Here is a 20,284-nt window from a genome sequence, read left to right on the forward strand (position 1 = left end):
ACACGCCCTGCTGGTTCGTGGTTTTCTGCCCGTCTCCCGATCGCATGTATTTTTGCGCAAACAGCCTTGCCGGAGCGAACACGTGCGCCGACAGCAATTGGAATGTTGATTTATCGGGAATGAGAACGCTGGCTTTTATGCAGAATGCAAAGCTGGCTGATTGAAGTGTGTACTGACTATTAAACCTGAGTAAAATTTTCAAGTTTAAATTGGCATTGAACCTGGTGAAAATTGCCGCAGTGCATCAGAAGCCTCGCAGCTGCAAAGGTATCCTTCAAACGCATTGGTTTTCGTAGTCTTTCAGGCTTCCGGCTACTTTTCGCACTTACCTGACAGGCGGCCGATCCAGCGTAAATTCGCTGACTGCTATTCACCGCCGGCAGAGCGAAGCGAGTGGTTATTGGGTTCATGTGAAGCCTCGGAAGCCAGCTCGCGACCTTCTTTAGGCGGGGAGATGGCAGGTAGCGCAACCGGGTTTTCGAGGCGGCTCAGGGACGGCCAGAAGTCGAAAAACCATAAGAGGAATGCCAGTGACCAAAGTGAAACGGCAACTCCGTGAAAAGGGCCTGGCAATTCAAAACCAAAGTCCGGAGCAATTCGAGCGAGCGCGGATAGTACGAGTGCCAGAGCCCCAAGTCGGACGGTCAGGGATTGTCCAAGGGTGTTGCCCGTGTGCAGTTTTCCGGCAATGCAGAAAACTGCATAGACCCCGAGACCAAGGCCTCCCACAAATGCGGCATGTAGTCCGGTAGACTCTGCCCAGGGCGCACCAAGACGATAACAGCCGGTGAGTATGAGGCCGATACCTGCAAATGCGGAGGCTCCGGCCAGCATGAGAATTTCCGACTGAAAAACAGCGCGCCCGATAAAAGCCTCCGCGACGCGATCCATGAAGGCGGCTCCAGCAGCGACCAGCAGAAAACCGGACACCGCAGGACTAAGGCCGACTATGTCCCCGGCAATGGCGACAAGAACCAGCCCAGGCGCCAGATTGAGCCGGCCAGGATGCGGTCGAAATGGTGATGTTTCCTCACTTGGGTCCAGGATGAGATTTGTGACCGGTACCGTTATGCGTCCGAGCGCAAGTCCAAGCAGCCCCAGATACGCGAAACCTGCGAGATGGGTTGATTTGGTCGCGAGGTCTGTGTCGCCGGTGAAGAAACCCATTTGAGTTGCTGAGACGCAGCCAAGCAGGATTGCCAGCCAACCGGCGAACGCGATCAGCCGGTCCGTCCGTTGACGCCATGAAAGCTGCAGCAGGTAGCAAATCAGCAGGGCCTGCCAACTGAAATCCGCAAGAGCGCCTAGAAGTGCCAGGGTGTCCCAACCCAGCAGCCCAACGAAGCGGCCTGTCGCCCAAAGGGCCGCTATTCCCCAGAGTTTTCGCCCCCGTAGTGGCTCCGTATCTGTCCACTCGGGTGCTGCGGTTGTCAGAAACCCGATAAGCGCAGCTCCGAAAGCCCCGACAAGCATCTCATGCGCATGCCAGAGCTGAGGCGGCACGTCTTGCGCCAGGGGCAGGTCGAAGTCGAACGCCAGAACCCAGAGGAGGGGCCAAAGCACCACGTAGATTGCGGACAGAGGAAAGAACAGGCGAAAGCCTTCGCTTGCAAGCACATTCCACCAACTCGGGTTCGAGGTAGGGGCGTGTCCATGACTGGCGGGACCGCAGCTCATGCGATTTGCCTTTCGTCGACGTCATGGATGTGCCTGAACAGCATGTCCTGCTGAAGTGCTTTTTGAACCCACTCGAAAACAGAAATGTCATCACGATCTGCCGGGCGGCCCGAAACGTGGCGTATGCCCAGTATACCGTTTCCTCTGCTGTCCAGCACCGCGATCCGGTCAGCAATTCTGACGGCCTCTTGCAGATCATGGGTGATGAATAAGCCGGAGACCTGGCCCCCGGCGCAGACCTCGATGATCAGATCCTGCATACGGCGGCGCAGCGCCACATCGAGTGCGGTGAATGGTTCGTCAAAATAGAGGAAATCCGGTTCGATCGCCAAGGCTCTGGCGATTGCGACCCTTTGCTTCATGCCTCCGGACAGTTCGACCGGAAACTTCTTCAGGTCTTCAGGCAGAAGAGCAACGCGCGTTGCGGTTTCGACAACGCGTTTGGACCGCTGTGAGCGAGGGACACCCGCCAGCTTCAGGGAATAGGCAATGTTGTCCGAAGCCGTTGCCCATGGAAGCAGGGAAGGTTCCTGAAAAATCATTCCCTGCCTGTGATAACCGCGTTGAATCCTTCCAGCCCGCGCATCGATCAGCCCGGCTGCAATGTGCGCGAGCGTGGATTTTCCGCATCCGGAGGGGCCTACGAGAGCAACGATTTCTCCCTGTCCGATTTCCAGGTCGATCTTGTCCAGAACTGTCCGTCCCAGATAGGCGTGTCCGATGTTGTTCAGCTTCAATGAGGTCATCTTTTAACGCCCCATGGCTGAGCGGCTCTGCGCCAGCGATCAACTTCACCCTTTACCGGATGAATGAGCGCATATTCGACGACAATCAGAAGCCCGACCGAAACCACCACCCAGGCAAGAGCCTTGGTGATGTCCAGATTTGTGCGGGCATCGGCAAGCGCACCGCCGATGCCACCTGCACTGGCGAGCAGTTCCGCCATGACGGCAACCTTGAAGGATGTGCCAAGGGCGAGGGCAAACGCCGGAAAAAGCGTTGTCGTCGTCTGGCGCAGGCCAACCGTCAAAAATCGCCTGACCGGACCGGCGCCGAACGCCTGTGCCATCTTGTCCAGGCCTCTGTCGCGCGTGGAAATTCCACGCGCGGCGCCAAGAAATACCACCGGCAATGCGGCAATGACAATGACGGTTCGAACCGTTGCATCCGTTCCACCAAACCAGATCATCGCAAGGACGATCCATGCGATCGGAGGTACACCAAGAATGACTGTTATGAGAGGTGATGCAAGGCGCATCACGGCCGGTGAGTATCCTGCAAGAAGTCCCAGCGCGGCGCCGCTGATCGCGACAAGCGCAAAACCTGTGACAGCGCGTTGCAGAGTCAGCAAGGTGATCTTCCAGGCCTCGGGATCTTGCGCCAGCGACCCGATTTCCTGAAGTGTCTGAAGGGGGGAGGACAATATGAACTGTCCGTATGCTTCATGCCCTGCTTGCCAGACCGCGGCCAGAAGGCAAAGACCGGCGAGCCCCGCCCAACCTGACCAGACAAATTCCAGTACCCGGCCAGTCCTGCTGAACACGTGATCCTTGATACCGTCTGGCGATGGCTGAGGCATGTTTTCAAACACTCACTTTAGGAAGCCCGGAACCGGATCGGTTGTCCGCTTCCAGGTCTTTTCTCCAAGTCGTCACAGATAGAACTGATCATCCGGGAGCTTTCCGCCAATGCGTGCCATGTCCGGCCCTGCCATTGCCGTTAGCATGCGCTCGATATCTGCGCGCGCATCAGAGGCGGGCCGGGCGACGAGGTTGCAGTGCGGGACGGAGGCGGCCAGCAAGGGAGCAGGAAGACCCAAGGCCTTGGTCGCTGCTCTTGCGGCCTTGCCCGGATCTTCAATGACTTCGGATGTCACGGTTTCAAGCGTGGCTTGAATGGTCGAAAGAGTGTCCGCATTCGTGTCCAGGAAAGCTTGCGTCACCGCCAGACCGGCTTGAGGAATGACTGGTGCGGCACCTGTCATCTCGCCCCATGCCTTTTGTATGTCGATGACCCGGGATACTTTCTTGCCGGCCTTGCGACCGCGCAGAACGCCGGCAGTCGTAGACGGCTCGGCAGTCAATGCCGCGTCGACCTTGCCGGCAAGCAGCAGCTGCATCGCCTCAATCGGAGAACCAGCATAGGTAATCTGCAGATCCTGTTCCGCGTTGAGGCCATTAAAGGCAAGCAGCTGCCCAAAAATGATTTCCGGAGTATCACCGCGGAACGGCACGGCAATACTGTGGCCCTGGAGATCCTTGATTGTCTTTATCCCGGCATCTTCACTGATGATGTAGAGCAGGCCGTTTGTCATGACATTCGCGAGACGGATTGGAAAACCTCGGTTGTAGAGGTTTGCCGCAGCCTGAACCGGAACGACCGAAATTCCGATGTTGCCGGAGGTCAAGCCGGCGCGCAATTCATCTGGGTTTCGCCAGGCCTTGAATGTGGCATCGTCGGTGATTGGGTCAAATGCACCACTCGCAACCGCATAAGCAAGGGTCACGGATGGCCCGGCGGGTGGACCGAAGAAGGCAAGGTTCTCCAGTTTGCTGGCAAGTGCTGTCGAGGGCAGTAGAGAGGTCGCAGCTCCTGCAGCCAGCAGAGAAAGCGCGCTGCGCCGGTTCATGTCGGTCAATTTGGTCATTTCATCTGCTCCACTATTCCCGGGACGGGTTTTTCTTCCTCAAGCACAACTAGTTGAATGCGAACTGGGTCGGAACGTGCAGCCAGCCAGTGATCCTTGCCGGCCGGCACCGTCAGGAAGCTTCCGGGCGGATAGACGGTTTCCTTCTTTTCATCCACGTCGCTGCCATCGCCCCATGACATGTCACCCGAAAGGACTGTCAGTAGACGAAGTCCGCTTTTCGTCGCATGGGGTGGGACGACCTTGCCGCTCTCGACGTCCAGGACGACGATGGCAGGTTGCCCGGATGGTGATACTGCCAAAGGCGTCACAAAAGCTGTTCCGTAGACTTGCTTGGACGGCAGTTTGCCAATGTCGATCAAAGTTGTGTCGGCAAGTGCCTGGATTGGTAGCGCAAGTGCGAAAATTGCAGCCAGAACCGATTTCATGCCGGTCTCCTTTCGGGATGTTCCGCTTCGAATGCGGGTGATTTCTGGCTCGCGCTAGGCTGGCTGTTGATCTCGGCTATTGCTCCGGTCGAGGGTAGCTAAAGTCGCCAACGCACTTGAATGGATTGGCTGACTGTTCAAACACTTGATGGATTAAGGACTGAGCGCTTGAATTGTTGGCATCTCTGCGTTGACGACCTTAACTGGAGTCAATAACTCAAGTTTATATCGGCTCTGAGATTCCCCGAATTGACTTTCATCAAGCGGACAGGAATTTGCAGTCGAAAATGAGACACTTTCAGATCGGCAATTCTTTGGCGGCAACAAGGAGGCCGCACCTTCGATCGGAAGTGCGGTTCCGCCAACAAAGCTGACACGAACTGCCCGGGGAGCACCAAAGTCGCGATTCATGCTCGATGCTGTACGAATTGCCTTCTGGGGCCAAAAGGAATGCAGATCGGCACACGCCACGTCCTCTCGAACAGGTGAATTTTCTGATGATCGGAAACGTAGGTTGTTGCCGTTCAAGGCAGAGACGTGCGTCTTGAATGGCCGGTATTCGGCATAAAAGTCAGTTAAATCAAAATCTTGCGAAGTAAACAGTTCGGGGCGCGACATCGCGCCCCGAGACTTGATTTCGAGTATCAGACGAACTGGAAATCGTCACCGTCCTGGAAGTATACGAAGGTATTTTTCAAGGTCAGGCTGTCGTTTTCGTTGAACTCAAAGACAGTGTCCCAGCCTTGCTGCGTTGCGCTGGCAAGCAGGTCCTCAAAACTGTCGATGCCGTCAATGGAGATGGAGATCTTGTCGCCTGGCTGTGACCAGAACCACCAGTCGAAGCCAGGGTCGAAGTCCTTGACGACATCGTTGCCGCCGTCGAAGACAAAGGTGTCCTGGCCCCAGCCGCCGGTCAGCAGATCATCTCCGGCGCCACCGGCAATAATGTCGTTGCCACGGCCACCATCCAGACGGTCATTGCCTTCTCCGCCGGACAGAGAATCGTTTCCAGACCCTCCGTTCAGTCGGTCCTGACCATCGCCGCCCTCCAGAACGTCGTTGCCATTGCCACCGTCAAGACGGTCATGGTCGGCACCGCCATCAAGGAAGTCGTTGCCCCAGCCACCTGATAGCCGGTCGTTGCCCTGACCGCCTGACAGTTGGTCGTCACCCCAACCACCGTTCAAACGGTCATTTCCGGCACCGCCGCCAAGGAAATCGTCGCCCCAACCACCGCTCAGCTTGTCACGGCCGTTTCCGCCAAGAAGATCGTCGTCTCCCCAACCGCCGTTCAGTCGGTCATTGCCGCTACCGCCGGAAATGATGTCATCGCCGTCACGACCATTGATGCGATCGTTGTCGGAACCGCCTCTCAGAAGGTCATCATCATGAGTGCCGCGCTGCGCTTGCGAACGGGCTTCTTCATCGGAAGTGGTGAAGTTGAACGTTGAGGTGTCGCCCTCATCGATCCCTTCATAGGCGTTGCCATCCAGATCAAGGAATGCGCCATCGGAAATCTCGACAGCGTAGCGGGCGTCGGCCTGAAGGTGCTCCGGAGGTGTAACTATAACCGTGGGGCCATCGAATTGGACAAGGCGTTCATCGTTCACATCGATTTCGGTACGTTCACCGGTGCTGCGATTGACGAGCGTCAGGAAACCATTTCCTGCTTCGACTTCTTCGGTGAAGGTGAGGGTGATCGAGCTGTCATTTGAGACCTCTCGGTCGTTATCGCCAGGTGTTGCGGATACCAGGTACGGATCGGCGTCACCAGCGAGGGATATCTCTGTCGGATAGTAGACAGACCCTTCCGATGAGAAGCCCAATCGGCCATCAGAGTTGGAACCCCAGGTGTAAATTGCACCGCTGTCAGAAACGGCAATCAGGGAATTGGGTCCGGTGTGCAGCTCGACGATGTTCACATCGTCAAGTTCGGGAAGCAGTGTCGGATAGAACGTGACATCCGTTTCCGCCGCAGGATCTCCATCAAGGCCTCCGCTCGGTCCTTCGTCGTTCGGACCCCAGACATACACATCGCCGTCTTCGGTCAAGGCTGCCGCCCAACGAGCACCGCCTTTAACCTCAACGACGTTGCCCGGTAATCCGGTAAGTTCAACAGGAGCAAGAACATCCGATCTATCGGCCGTGAATGTCCCGTCGCCATTGTCCGACCCCTGAAGCAACTGACCATAGCGGCTTTCGCCCCATCCGAAGACGCGGCCGTCAGCGGTAACCGCATAGGACGTCTTGGTGTCGGCAGTCACCGAGACAATATTGTCCGGAAGCCCTTCAACAAGCACGGGTTCGGTTGAACGGCGCGCCGGTGAACCATCATCTTCCAAAGCATCCGGAGAACCGAGCTGCCCGTCCGTGTTGCTGCCGAACGCATAGACCTGGCCATCGGCCGTCAGGGCCAGGGTATGAGACGTTCCCGAAGACACCAGCACGACGGTTTCGTTTGCCAGAGCTTCCACGGCAGTTGGCTCGTGACGCTCGACCTGGTCTCCGAGGCCGAGTTGTCCGTTGGAATTTGTTCCCCAGGAGTAAAGGGCACCTGTGTCGGAAATCGCGTAGGAAACACCATTGCCGTTTTCGATCGTGACAATGTTCACATCATCGAGTGCTTCAACCAGTGTCGCACTTGTCCGCGCTTCTTCATCACCGGTGCCGAGTGGTCCGTTGTTGTTGTAGCCGAACGCGTAAACATCTCCGTCCTCGGTCAGGAAGGTGGTGTGCAAAAGACCTGCGGATACCGAAACGATCTTGGAATCGAAACCTTCTGGCATGGACACTTCGACCGGTGTTTTGACATCGAAGCCCGTCGTACCTATGCCGAGCTGGCCGACAACATTCTCGCCGCTCGTATAAAGAGTGTTGGTTTCTGTATCGAGGAAGACGGAGAAGTGATTTCCGGCACCTGCCGTCGCGGTCGTGACTTCGGCCTTGCCTTCGTAGAATTCAACTGCGCGCGGTCGTGTCAGTTGGTCATCGTAGCTGCTGGACCCAAAGACACTGGTCTCGCCCTCGTCGAGATAGTCCCCGTCACCATTTAGATCTGTTAGTCGAACAACGTTGTTGGCAGAGCGGAACGTGTTCGCGGTAAGCGTGAGGTTCCCATCTTCGTCAGCAGCGACAGAAAAACCGATATCGGCCCCAAAGCCTTCAGGCATCGCAGAAGCATTCCATACCTCGACGGCTTCGGATTGATCATCGATCTGTCCGGAGCCGTCCTTGTCCGTGAGGCGGTAGAGCTTCAGTTCTTCACCACTGACTGGGAACCATGTGAGCGTGTAAAGCGAACCGTCGACGGCGGTCGCATTGGCGATGTCCACCGGGGCACCGAAATTCATGTCATCGGAAATGAAGGTCTGAACTTCGTCTTCCTGAATGGTGCCATCGCCGTTCTTGTCCTCAATGCGATAGATGGCATCTGTGGCGGCGCCGGTGAGGTCATTCAGGTAGGCGACGTTTCCGTCAAAACTGATGTCGAAGGGAACGGCGGTATCAATGACCGTTTGCACGTCAAGCCAAAGCGTTGCCTCGCCTTCATCGTTGGCGTCTCCATCGCCATTCAGATCGACAGTCTTGTAGATTGCATCCTGTGGCGTCGACCTTGTGCCGGCATTCGTGACATAGATGGCTCCGTCGCCACCCTCATAAATACCGTTTGGCGTAATGGTGGAGAAGCCTGCAGCATTGTCGGCGGAAAACCAGACATTGGCTTCGCCTGCATCCTGTGCGTCTCCATCGTTGTTGTTGTCTTTCAGGCGGTACACCGCGTCCGTGGTACCGTCTCCGAAATAGACCGACTTGTCGGACGCCTGATGAACGTTGAAGATGTTCTCGGTCGGGTCGACAATCCCGGATGCGTTTGTTTCATCAAAGAAAACGGTGGTTTCACCCGCACCCGAAGCAGTGCCGTCACCATCAATATCCTGAAGTAGCAATAATTGGTCTTTGCGTTGGTCTCCAACGAGAATGCCGTTGGTAACGCGCGAAGTCAGACGTGCTATTGATAGGCTCCCAAACAAGTTGAAATGCTGCCTGGCGAACTTGCTGGGTAGGCGACCAATTATTTTGAAGTGTTAACGCTGTCAATCGGGTAAGCATAAAATATGAGTTAAAAGTTCATATTATTTTTTACGCTGCGTATGCAATGCGCTGATGTGCACCGCCCGCTTGAGCAGTTCAGTTTGTGATCGAGGTGAAACAATCGGGGCCTGGTCTCAGAGATTGCTTGCCCTGTTCAATTTCGGTCGAATATCAATTCTGCTGATTGATCAGAATGAATTCTCTCAATGCAGGGACAACTCCCGTTGCCAGGGGCAGGTGGGGGTTGGTGTAGGTCGCAAAGTTTGCTTCCATACCAGTGCCTTCAACCTGCTTCAGCATGTGTGACATGCCAACCTGAATTTGAAGCTTCGTTTGAGCTCCTGCACTGTGGAGTTTCTCTGCGTCCGAAGTCGTTACCTGCATATCCTCTGTCCCCTGAAGTATCAGGCTTGGCCCTCCAAAGGACGCCATCAATGGCAGCGGGTCATGTGAGAAGAGATTGATCATGTAGTCCTGCAGGCCTGAGCTGAACAACGGCTTCAACGCGTCAGGAATTTCTTGATCCGGCACTTTCCTGCCTGCTTCCAGATTGTCCAGGATCCGAAAAGCATCCTTCAACAACGGGGCATTGGCTGGATTGGCTTTCAGCTGCTCTCGCATCAGTTCGCCAAGTGGCCGGCCAGGAACTGCTGCCAGCAACAGGCCGCAGACAGGTGTGTTTCCGCTCTCAACCGTTTTGAGCGCTACCAGTCCGCCTTCACTGTGGCCAAGCAACCAGACGCAATCATGCCCGCTTTTTGACGACAAGATTGTCGACCAGCGCGATACATCGCCTGCATAATCTTCAATGGTTACCTTGTTGCCATCTTCTATAGCACTCGAACTGGAGTACATGCCTCGCTTGTCTATACGCAGGCTTGATATTCCCGATTCCGCAAGACCTTGCGCCAGAAGTTTGTAAACGTTTGAACGAATGCCGAAACCACCGTTTCCATCTCGATCGATCGGTCCCGATCCCGGGATGATCAGGACCGTTGCAAGGTTTTCCTCAGCGTGAATGTAAGCGCCGTGCAACAGACCTTTCGGTCCCCGCAAGGTCATTTCCTCATCTGCCAAGGCAAATCCGCCGGGCAATATGCCGATCAAAAGCAGCAACCGGATCAGCATAAAGCGCGAGATGATAAGAGGGGACGGGAGTGTCATGGAGAACCTTCCACCAGCTTGAAGCGGATATTGAATTTCTCTCCCGTGGACCGGCATGTAGTGCTTTCATGGTGAGTTCGCAACCACAGCAGTCCATCGGGAACCATCTGGAGGGCTTCAACTTAAAGACAATGGTGCTGGAGGCCCTAGGTTCTTGAAGGAAGTCGTTGCAGGTAGACGTCTTAGAGTGTACCGATGACGACAGGCACCGCCCTGAACAGCGAAAATTTGTCTTGTTGGCTAGGCACCGACCAACCCTCCAGCAGTTCGCATTCCAGACCAAGAGGGCACAGCCATGTCTGCACAAAACCAACCCACAACACATCTCGGGCGCGTCGCCGCCATATTGGGCGTTTCCGATATTCACAGATCATACGAGCTTTACAGCTCGATCTTCGGCTTTGAAAAGACCTTCGAGAATGGCGACCCGGTCGGCTTCATGATCCTCAAGAAGGATGATGCCGAACTGCACCTGAGCCTGCAAAGGGGCTACAAGGCTCCTGCGTTCAACGTTGCTCATATGATGGTGTCAGACGCCGAAGAAGTTTACCGGGCCTGCGAACGGCACGGATTGCGTATCATCAAACGCTTGAAGGTGCATGACTACGGTCTCAAGGCATTCGTTTTTGCAGACCTCGACGGAAATCGCATTGATGTCGGAGAGGCGGTCTGACTTCGGACAGCCGGGCAGGGATCGTTTCCTGCTCGGCATTTAATGTGGTTGAAGCCAAACTGACAGAACCGTCCTTCAAATAGAGCCAAGATTAGCAAGCTCTCCTCTTTCGGTAATGAAAGTGAATTGAGCGGCCTATTACTTTTATATCTTGCACACCGGGAAAACCTTCGACGCAGGGCTGGCGATTGCGCAACTCCACTTGCAACGAACGATTGGAAGTCCAGCCAGCGGGTCCATAGCGGTTTCAGAGGGAGGAGAGTCAGGATCAGGTTGTGGTGGCTGCCTTGGTCGCCCGGGTGTGCGATCGTTCTGAAGAAGCTGTAAAATATTACAATGACAAAATCTCGATTTTGAGTCACGATTACTGGAATGAACGTTAAGAGACTGAGCTGATATTGCCTGATAATTACCTTATAATACAAGCCGATACGTGTCTTTCGTGAATTAAGTCTTCGATCTTGAGGATCAAAAGTTGCGCTGTGGTGTTGTGCTTACAGCAGGGTAGTTGCTCGTCATGTAGAAATAATTTTGACGCCTTGGGTGGAAGCATCCGAGTGTTGTATTTTCGTGTTTAAGTTGAAAATTGTAATATTGGATTTTATACAAGTAAATTGTCGAATCTGTGATCTAATGTGATCATTTTGAGGCAATCCAACGGAGATTTTTATTTTGTGAATAAAGTTTAATGCAATTTAATACTGGAATTGACTGTAGGGAAAATCGCATCACATAGTCCCGGCGGTTTTGGGTGGCGTCCGCGAATAGGGGGATGCGCAGGCTTGTGAGGGGCCTTGCGCATCAATATGTGAGGGTCTCAATGCGTCCGACAGATTTCATTAGCACTGTATCTGGCCAGGCTATACTTCGTTCACCGGATGTAATTCCGGTGGGTGACGACGTTTTTGAAAAGGGTCGAATTTCAGAGATTTTGACCGATATTCAAACGCGGCTTGGTGAATTTGCACGCAGCTGGAATTCGGAAAGATCAGTATCCGCAAATTTCCTGGACAGTCTGGGTGACAGTCCGTGGCTCGATTTTCTGTTGCCGGCAGACGGAAGCGATGATGGTGCAGAAGAAGCGCTGGATGCTGAAGTTTCCGTTTCGCGGGACGAGTACGAAACCAGTCCTCTTCAAGTGAACGACAGCGATGGTCCGGCAAGTGGACCCAAGTCCATACTGGATATGTTGTTCGATGCTGCGGACGAAATCGATGCCATGTTTGAAGAGGCGTTGGAGCGAGTAACCCCTGATTGGGGCGGAGATGCCGACAGCGGTTTTGGTGGCTTCGATCCATCTGCATTCCCTATCTTCTGGCCGAACGGGGACACCGAAGGTTCTGACCGGTTTGTTGCCGATGACGGTGAAGGATGGATTCCGGGAAGATTTGACTGGCCCGACAAGGCCGGTGATGCAGACGACATTCTCCACCACTTTACCTGCTCATGCCCGGGATGTGGTGGCCAGCACGAAGGTGCCGAAGGAAACGAATTCGGAAGTGCCCCTGCAGGCAGTGTGACGGTTTCAGCTCCGGCCCAACTTGGGGACATGGCGGATTACCTGACCAGCGGTTACTGGGGCGACAGGGGCGTCAACACCTCCAGCGGGACACTTGCGCATAACCTGGGTTCTTCAGGAACGCGGGCGAACAACGGTGTGCTTTACTTCAACGTGTCCGGTTTCTCATCGGACGGGAACGGATTGTCTTCGGCTCGTGCCGATCTTGTCCGCGAAGCTTTCAAACTCTATTCGGCGACGCTTGGTATCCAGTTCATTGAAACCACGTCGACCAACGCCGATGTCGTTGACTTTTTCTTCAGCGACAATTCTTCCGGCGCCTACGCGAACTTCAACTACTATTCCAATGGTACTCTGGGCGCGACTTACATCAACGTCGCAAGCTCCTGGTCTGGCGGCACGTCGTCCTATGACGATTACACGCTGCAGACTATCCTTCATGAAATCGGCCATGCGCTCGGCCTCGGTCACCAGGGCAACTACAACGGTTCAGCCTCTTACCCGGGCAGCGCGACGTTCGAGAACGACAGCTGGCAGGCATCGATGATGTCCTATTTCAGCCAGTCGGAAAACTCGACAATCAATGCGGACTACGAATTCCTGCAGACGCCAATGTCTGTCGACTGGATGGCCTTGGATGACCTTTACGGCAGCCAGGGATATGGCGTCTCCAACGCCTTTTCCGGCGACACGGTCTATGGCTTCAATACCAACATTTCTTCCAGCGTGAGTGATATCTGGGCCAAGTTTGCGACTTATGCTGATCAGACCGCCTATACGATCGTTGATGGCAGCGGCAATGACACGCTGGATCTGTCCGGGTACAGCAACAACACTGTGATCAATCTGGCACCGTCAGACCGGTCTGCCACGGCTCCCTCGATTTCCAGCATTGGCGGCCGCGTCGGTAACCTGACGATTGCCGAAGGAACAATCATCGAGAACGCCATTGGTGGGTCGGGCTCAGAAATCTTCTATGGCAACATCGCCGACAACGTTTTGACCGGGAACGGTGGCAATGACACCTTCCACGACAGCGCGGGCGACGACACCTATAACGGCGGCTCCGGCACCGACACAGTGATCTTTGCAGGCGATTTCGCAGATTACAGCTTCGCGGTCAGCGGCAGTTTCCTGCAGGTCATCAACGCGGCGGTTGACCTTGTCTCGAGCACGGTTGAGTGGCTTGGCTTTGGCGACCAGACCGTCAGCTATCAGGATGTTGTCGACAGCCTGTCGGGCAACACAGCTCCGGTGGCAAGCAATGACAGCTACAGCGTATCGGAAGACGGTACGGTCTCCGGAAATCTGTTGAACAATGACAGTGATGCCAACAACGATCCGCTGACTGTTGTTCAGGTGAACGGTTCCAGCGTAGCGGTCGGTCAGCAAATCCAGCTGAACTCCGGTGCGTTGCTGACAGTCAATGCCAACGGAACGTTCGACTATGACCCGAACGGTGCCTTCGAAGGCCTTAACAACGGTCAGTCTGACGAAGACAGCTTCACTTACCGAATTTCCGACGGCGAAGGCGGTTTCGACGACGCGACCGTTACGATCGACATCGATGGCGTGACCGACAACGTAGCGCCCAACGCGGCAAATGACAGCTACAGCGTGTCGGAAGACGGCACGGTTTCCGGCAACTTGCTGACCAATGACAGCGATGCCAATAACGATCCTTTGACGGTCGTTCAAGTAAACGGTTCCGGTGTGGCGGTCGGCCAGCAGATTTCACTTGGCTCTGGTGCCCTACTGACAGTCAACGCCAATGGCACGTTCGACTATGACCCGAATGGCGCCTTCGACGGTTTGAACAACGGGCAGACCGATCAGGATACATTCACCTACCGGATTTCCGACGGAGAGGGTGGTTTCGATGAGGCGACCGTCACCATCGATATCAATGGAGCGACGGATAACTCGGCGCCGGTTGCGAACAATGACAGTTACAGCGTGTCGGAAGACGGCACCGTCGGTGGCAACCTGCTGACCAATGACAGCGATGCCAACAATGATCCCTTGACGGTCGTTCAGGTGAACGGTTCCAGCGTTGCCGTCGGCCAGCAGATCACACTTTCTTCCGGTGCTCTGCTGACGGTCAATGCAAATGGCACGTTCGATTACGACCCGAATGGCGCGTTTAACGGCCTGAATGACGGTCAGTCTGACGAAGACAGCTTTACCTATCGGATCTCTGATGGAGAAGGCGGTTTCGACGAGGCAACGGTCACGATCGACATTGACGGCGTCTCGGGCAATGCCGCTCCGGTTGCGACCAATGACAGCTACAATGTCGATGAAGACGGCACGGTGTCCGGCAACCTGCTCACCAATGACAATGACGCCGACAACGATCCATTGACGATCGTGGAAGTGAACGGATCCAATGTCGCGGTTGGTCAGCAGATCACTCTGCCGTCGGGCGCGCTGTTGACGGTCAACGCCGACGGAACATTCGACTACGACCCGAATGGTGCCTTTGACGGGTTGAACGACGGACAGTCGGATGAAGACAGCTTCACATACCGGATCTCCGATGGTGAGGGCGGGTTCGATGAGGCGACGGTCACCATCGACATCGACGGCGTAACGCCTCCGGCTCCGGACCCTGATCCCCAGCCAGATACCAATGTCACCATCGACTTCGAAGGACTGCCAAACGGAGCTTATGCAGGTGAGGCGGGGCTGGATTTCTCAGGCATTGAAGTTGTCAGCACAAGCCAGGTTGACGGTTCCAAGGCGGGGCTCTCCAACGGCTTCACAATCACCGCGACTGATGGTGACTTCAACCTTGACAGCCTGCTGCTCCGCTCGCCACGTGGCCGCGTGCAGATGGAAATTGCCGCTTATGATGACGGTGAGCTTGTCGATGTCGTGAATGCGACCATCCGACGTCGTAACGGGGTCTATGAGATCGAGCTCGGCGAAGGATTCGATGGTGTCGACGAGATTGTTGTCACTGCGAACCGCGACTTCTACATCGACAACATCGAACTCGTCACCAACACCGAAGTTCAGCCTGATGTGAACACGACGCCCAACGCGCTGGACGACGCTTTTGAGACCAACGAAGGTGACCAGGTCTCAGGTAACCTGCTGCAAAACGACACCGACACTGATGGCGATGCGCTGACATTGGTTTCCGTGGAAGGCAATAACGGCTCTGAAGTTCAGCTGAGCTCCGGAGCGCGGGTAAGCTTCGACGCAGACGGTAACTTCGTCTATGACCCGAATGGCGCTTTCGACGATCTGCTGGACGGGGAATCGGCAACGGATACATTTGAGTATCAGGTTTCCGATGGCAAAGGTGGAACCGATACGGCTGTGGCCACTGTCACGATCAACGGGGCAGGTACTGCACCGACTGACCCGACGGATCCGACCGACCCAGTGGAGCCGGCTCTGCACGTCATCGGCTTTGAAGGTGGCACCAACGGCCAGCCGTTCATCACGGAAAGTGGTGTGGTGTTTGAAAACACGATTGCCACCAACCAGTCGACCGGTGTTTCCGATGGTGGCCTTGCCGGCAGAAGCGTTGGCCAGAGCATATCGTTCAGCCTTGCTGATGGTGGTGACTTCGACTTTGAAGGAGCTGTCCTGACGCCAGGGGCCGGCTGGTGGTCGACGATCACGGTGGAAGGCTACAATGACGGCCAGCTTGTTGGCTCGGAAAGCTTCACCTCCTGGGGGCGTCGGGAAAACGACTATTCAGCGAACGACAACATCTTCGATCAGGTGGATGAAGTGGTCATCACGTCCAGCAACGGCATCATCCTGGATGAGGCGCAGCTGATTTTCTAACGGTGGGAGCCTCACACTCTGAGGCCATCTGAGGCGCGGAAGAAGGATCTAAATGAGATCTTTCTCCGCGCCTTTCTTTTGACCCGAACCGGTTGAACCGGTTTGGAAAACTCTAGCCTGGAGCATTTCGCTGCGATGGAGTTTTCGTAAAGGCCTCGGGAGCTTCAGCCGACCCTGTCTGTCGCTGCTCCTTGGCGGCTGATCCCCACCAGATGAGCTGCTTGATTGTACGGTCCAGATAAGTGTCCCAATGGGTCTGGTCGACCCCGCTCGCATACGCACCGTCCTCGGTAAACACCTCTTGCGCCTTGGGAACATGGATCATGGCGGAAACCGGCAGGCATCCGAGTTCAGACAGGTACGTCCGCATGTTGACCGCTGCCCTGGCGCCTCCCCATTGACCGGCCGAGTATGTGACGATGGCGCTGGGCTTGTAGGAAAACAGCGAGCTGCCGAAATGATTGAGTAGATGGGCGAGCGCCGGCGACATGGAGTGATTGTATTCCGGGCTGACCATCACATAGCCATCTGCATTGGAGATCTTGTCGGCGAGTTCTTCAAGCTGCTCCGGAGCTCGTCCGCGCGCATAGGAAAAGTGCGGTTTGAAGGGGCTAGGCAGCTCAATCTGCAGCGGATCTATCGTTGTGAATTCCACCTCACTTTTGGTCAGGCGTTTTTCACAGGCCTTCGCAACACGCAGTCCCAGGCGCGCCGGACGCGGAGGAGTGCTGTCTCTTTCCGAGCCGACAAAGATCAGAAACCGCATTTCTTGGCCTTCCATATTCTGGTGGGTAGGTCAGGCTGCTTATACATGATTGGCGTTGCAAGCATTCCGCAACTCTTCAAGGCGCTCAAGAGGCATAGGCAACAAAAAAGCCACCCCGGTTTCCCGGGATGGCATTGTCACTTCGGTATGAGGCCCGATCAGTTGATCTGGGTCAGCAGCTTGTCCAGGCTGGCCTTGGCGTCGCCGTAGAACATGCGCGTGTTTTCCTTGTAGAACAGCGGGTTCTCGATGCCGGAATAGCCGGTGCCTTGGCCACGCTTGGAAACGAAGACCTGCTTGGACTTCCAGACTTCCAGAACCGGCATGCCGGCGATCGGCGAGTTTGGATCTTCCTGCGCTGCGGGGTTCACGATGTCGTTTGACCCGATGACGATTGCAACGTCGGTCTCAGGGAAGTCCTCGTTGATCTCGTCCATCTCCAGAACGATGTCATAGGGGACTTTCGCTTCCGCCAGAAGAACGTTCATGTGACCGGGAAGACGGCCTGCAACCGGGTGGATCGCAAAGCGCACGTTTTTGCCCTGGGAGCGCAGGCGCTTGGTCAGTTCGCTGACCGACTGCTGTGCCTGTGCCACGGCCATGCCGTAACCCGGAACGATGATGACGCTGTCGGCATCTTCAAGAGCTGCCACAACACCGTCTGCATCGATGGCAACCTGTTCGCCGTCCACTTCCATCGCCGGGCCCGTCGTGTTGCCGAAGCCACCCAGGATAACGGAGATGAAGGAACGGTTCATGGCCTTACACATGATGTAGGACAGGATCGCACCGGAAGAACCGACAAGCGCACCGACGACGATCAACAGATCGTTGCCTAGCGAGAAGCCGATGGCGGCCGCGGCCCAGCCCGAGTAGGAGTTCAGCATCGACACCACGACAGGCATATCGGCGCCGCCGATGCCCATGATCAGGTGATAACCGATGAAGAACGCCAGCAGTGTCATCAGGATGAGCGTCCAGATGCCGGCACCGTTCAGGAACATGATCAGCAGGATGAAGCTGAGGATAGCAGCACCTGCGTTCAGCATGTGGCCACCAGGCAGTTTTTCGGCCTTGGAGGTCACCTTGCCGGCGAGTTTCAGGAAGGCAATGACCGAACCCGTGAAGGTTACTGCACCGATGAATACGCCAAGGAAGACTTCGACGCGCAGGATTGACTGCTCCAGCGGAGTCTTATGCGCCAGAATGGCCGCAAATCCTTCAAGGGCGTGGCGCGCTTCTTCACTCATGCCGTTGACGCGCACGAGTTCAATATAGGCGTTGAAGCCGACGAACACGGCGGCCAGACCGACCAGAGAGTGCATTGCCGCAACAAGTTGTGGCATTTCGGTCATCTGTACGCGCTGTGCGACATAGTAGCCGATGATGCCGCCGGCTGCGATCAGGACGACGGACAGAAGCCACAGGCCCGAGCCCGGACCGATCAATGTGGCCGCAACCGCAAGGCCCATGCCAACGATGCCATACCAGACCGCACGCTTGGCGCTCTCCTGACCTGAAAGACCGCCAAGGGAGAGGATGAACAAAACAGCCGCAACAACATAGACGGCAGTCGTGAAACCGAATTCCATCGCTCGGCCTCCTTTAGGATTTCTGGAACATGGCGAGCATGCGCCGGGTGACTAGGAAACCGCCGAAGATGTTGATTCCGGCCATGAAAATTGAAAGGCCTGCAAGCAGGATCACCAGGAAGGATCCGGAGCCGACCTGCATCAGTGCGCCGAGAATGATGATCGACGAGATGGCGTTGGTCACAGCCATCAAAGGTGTGTGCAGCGAGTGGCTGACGTTCCAGATCACCTGGAAGCCGACGAAAACCGCCAGCACGAACACGATGAAATGCTGCATGAAGCTGGCGGGTGCAACAGCGCCGACAATCATCATCAAGATGGTGCCGATGGCCAGAAGGGAGACCTGGTTCTTGGTCGCCTTCTTGAAATCTTCCGCTTCCTTGGCGCGTTTTTCCTCCGCCGTCAGTTCCTTGACTTCAGGCTTCTTCTGGGCGGCGATTGCCTGCACCTTCGGCGGTGGTGGCGGGAAGGTGATCTCACCCTCATAGGTGACCGTCGAGCCACGGATGACGTCGTCTTCCATGTTGTGGTTGATCTGACCGTCCTTTTCAGGCGTCAGGTCAGTCATCATGTGGCGGATGTTCGTCGCGTAGAGGCTGGAAGACTGGGCTGCCATCCGGGACGGGAAGTCGGTGTAGCCGATAATTGTCACGCCGTTGTCGGTGACGACCTTTTCGTCCGCGACCGTTCCTTCAACGTTGCCGCCGCGTTCTGCCGCCAGATCAACGATCACCGAACCGGGCTTCATGGACTTGACCATGTCCTCGAGCCACAGTTTCGGGGCAGGGCGGTTCGGGATCAGTGCCGTCGTGATGACAATATCGATGTCCGGCGCGAGCTCGCGGAACTTCGCCAGTTGCGCTTCGCGGAACTCCGGTGAAGAGACGCTGGCATAGCCACCGGTTGCGGCTCCGTCCTGTTGCTCTTCCTTGAAGTCCAGGTAGACGAACTCGGCACCCATGGATTCGACCTGTTCGGCCACTTCTGGACGAACGTCGAAGGCGTAGGTAACCGCGCCGAGAGAGGTCGAGGTGCCAATGGCGGCAAGACCGGCAACACCGGCACCAACCACTAGAACCTTCGCTGGCGGAACCTTGCCGGCCGCGGTGATCTGACCGGTAAAGAAGCGGCCGAAATTGTTGCCCGCCTCAATGACGGCGCGATAACCGGCAATGTTGGCCATGGAGCTGAGCGCATCCATTTTTTGCGCGCGCGAAATACGCGGCACCATTTCCATGGCGATAACGTTGGCGCCTTTTTCCTTCGCTTCTTCCAGGCCTTTTTCGTTGCCGCCGGGATTGAAGAAGGAAATCAGCGTTTTGCCCTTGGTCAGGTAGCCCATTTCCTTGTCGTTGGGCTGACGGACCTTGGTGATGATATCGGCATTCTTCCAAAGCGTCGGTGCGGTCTTGACGATCTCAACACCGGCTTCCTGATATGCTTCGTCCGAGAAACCCGCAGCTTTACCGGCGCCGCTCTGAATCATGCAGCTGTAGCCGAGCTTCTGCAGCTGTTTTGCCGACTCAGGGGTCATGGCCACGCGGGCTTCCCCTGGGAAGGTCTCCTTAGGTGTGCCGATCTTAAGGGCTTGTGGCATATGTCGCTCCAAGATGGTGACCAGGAATTGGCCTAAAGATAGGAGAGCCCGCACGATCGGATGGCTGCAATAACCCCCTCCGCCCGGACCTTGCAAACGTGCTGCGACTATAGAGACGAAAAAATTACTGATGGCAAGGTGTATTTGTGCCGCATTTGGGCGTATTTTCTGGCCAAGGACAAAAAGTCCCATGATTTAAAAATTTAAAAGAACGCGTGTGGTCACAGGTGGAGTCTTTCCAGATGCGAAATGTGACGCATGAATACTCAAAAACGCGATAGTTTTAGTATCTTGTTCCGCTCTCTGCTCAGAAGATTGGTATTTT

Annotated in this window: 13 protein-coding genes; 2 read left to right on the top strand and 11 right to left on the bottom strand. The window is 55.6% G+C overall.

The window, feature by feature from the left end; translation table 11 throughout:
* Positions 1-366: 366 nt before the first annotated feature.
* The 8 genes from ABLO27_RS01385 to ABLO27_RS01420 form a co-directional block, all read right to left on the bottom strand.
* Positions 367-1,677, bottom strand: coding sequence for an NnrS family protein (locus ABLO27_RS01385; RefSeq protein ID WP_353029993.1), 1,311 nt, complete (start codon positions 1,675-1,677; stop codon positions 367-369).
* Complete coding sequence (locus tag ABLO27_RS01390; RefSeq protein ID WP_353029994.1) at positions 1,674-2,423, bottom strand: ABC transporter ATP-binding protein; 750 nt, start codon at positions 2,421-2,423, stop codon at positions 1,674-1,676. The genes ABLO27_RS01385 and ABLO27_RS01390 overlap by 4 nt, the downstream gene beginning before the upstream one ends.
* Positions 2,420-3,256, bottom strand: coding sequence for an ABC transporter permease (locus ABLO27_RS01395; RefSeq protein ID WP_353029995.1), 837 nt, complete (start codon positions 3,254-3,256; stop codon positions 2,420-2,422). Before ABLO27_RS01395 ends, ABLO27_RS01390 begins: the two co-directional genes overlap by 4 nt.
* Before the next feature lie 72 nt (positions 3,257-3,328).
* Entirely contained in the window at positions 3,329-4,324 is a 996-nt protein-coding gene (locus tag ABLO27_RS01400; RefSeq protein WP_353029996.1) for an ABC transporter substrate-binding protein, read from the bottom strand.
* Entirely contained in the window at positions 4,321-4,752 is a 432-nt protein-coding gene (locus ABLO27_RS01405) for a hypothetical protein (RefSeq protein WP_353029997.1), read from the bottom strand. The genes ABLO27_RS01400 and ABLO27_RS01405 overlap by 4 nt, the downstream gene beginning before the upstream one ends.
* A 153-nt stretch (positions 4,753-4,905) precedes the next feature.
* Positions 4,906-5,370: a hypothetical protein gene (locus ABLO27_RS01410; RefSeq protein ID WP_353029998.1), complete on the bottom strand. Its 465-nt coding sequence runs from the start codon at positions 5,368-5,370 to the stop codon at positions 4,906-4,908.
* A gap of 26 nt (positions 5,371-5,396) precedes the next feature.
* Positions 5,397-8,699 carry an Ig-like domain-containing protein gene (locus ABLO27_RS01415; RefSeq protein ID WP_353029999.1) on the bottom strand — a complete coding sequence of 1,101 codons (3,303 nt, stop codon included), beginning with the start codon at positions 8,697-8,699 and terminating at the stop codon, positions 5,397-5,399.
* Between the two features lie 316 nt (positions 8,700-9,015).
* Positions 9,016-10,008 (bottom strand): alpha/beta hydrolase, encoded by a 993-nt coding sequence (locus ABLO27_RS01420; RefSeq protein WP_353030000.1) that lies wholly within the window; start codon positions 10,006-10,008, stop codon positions 9,016-9,018.
* A 295-nt stretch (positions 10,009-10,303) separates the two neighbouring features.
* On the opposite strand from ABLO27_RS01420, the gene ABLO27_RS01425 reads away from it, so the two are divergent.
* Positions 10,304-10,681, top strand: a complete 378-nt coding sequence (locus ABLO27_RS01425; RefSeq protein WP_353030001.1) for a VOC family protein — start codon at positions 10,304-10,306, stop codon at positions 10,679-10,681.
* Between the two features lie 889 nt (positions 10,682-11,570).
* Positions 11,571-16,004 (top strand): Ig-like domain-containing protein, encoded by a 4,434-nt coding sequence (locus ABLO27_RS01430; protein WP_353030002.1) that lies wholly within the window; start codon positions 11,571-11,573, stop codon positions 16,002-16,004.
* A gap of 112 nt (positions 16,005-16,116) precedes the next feature.
* On the opposite strand, the gene ABLO27_RS01435 is transcribed toward ABLO27_RS01430, so the two are convergent.
* From ABLO27_RS01435 to ABLO27_RS01445, 3 genes are all read right to left on the bottom strand, one after another.
* Entirely contained in the window at positions 16,117-16,770 is a 654-nt protein-coding gene (locus ABLO27_RS01435; RefSeq protein ID WP_353030003.1) for an NADPH-dependent FMN reductase, read from the bottom strand.
* A gap of 158 nt (positions 16,771-16,928) precedes the next feature.
* Entirely contained in the window at positions 16,929-18,362 is a 1,434-nt protein-coding gene (locus ABLO27_RS01440; RefSeq protein WP_353030004.1) for an NAD(P)(+) transhydrogenase (Re/Si-specific) subunit beta, read from the bottom strand.
* Between the two features lie 13 nt (positions 18,363-18,375).
* Positions 18,376-19,959 carry a Re/Si-specific NAD(P)(+) transhydrogenase subunit alpha gene (locus tag ABLO27_RS01445; protein WP_353030005.1) on the bottom strand — a complete coding sequence of 528 codons (1,584 nt, stop codon included), beginning with the start codon at positions 19,957-19,959 and terminating at the stop codon, positions 18,376-18,378.
* Positions 19,960-20,284 lie beyond the last annotated feature (325 nt).

It is taken from the genome of Roseibium sp. SCP15 (genome assembly GCF_040329435.1).
In the GTDB taxonomy this organism is placed as follows: domain Bacteria; phylum Pseudomonadota; class Alphaproteobacteria; order Rhizobiales; family Stappiaceae; genus Roseibium.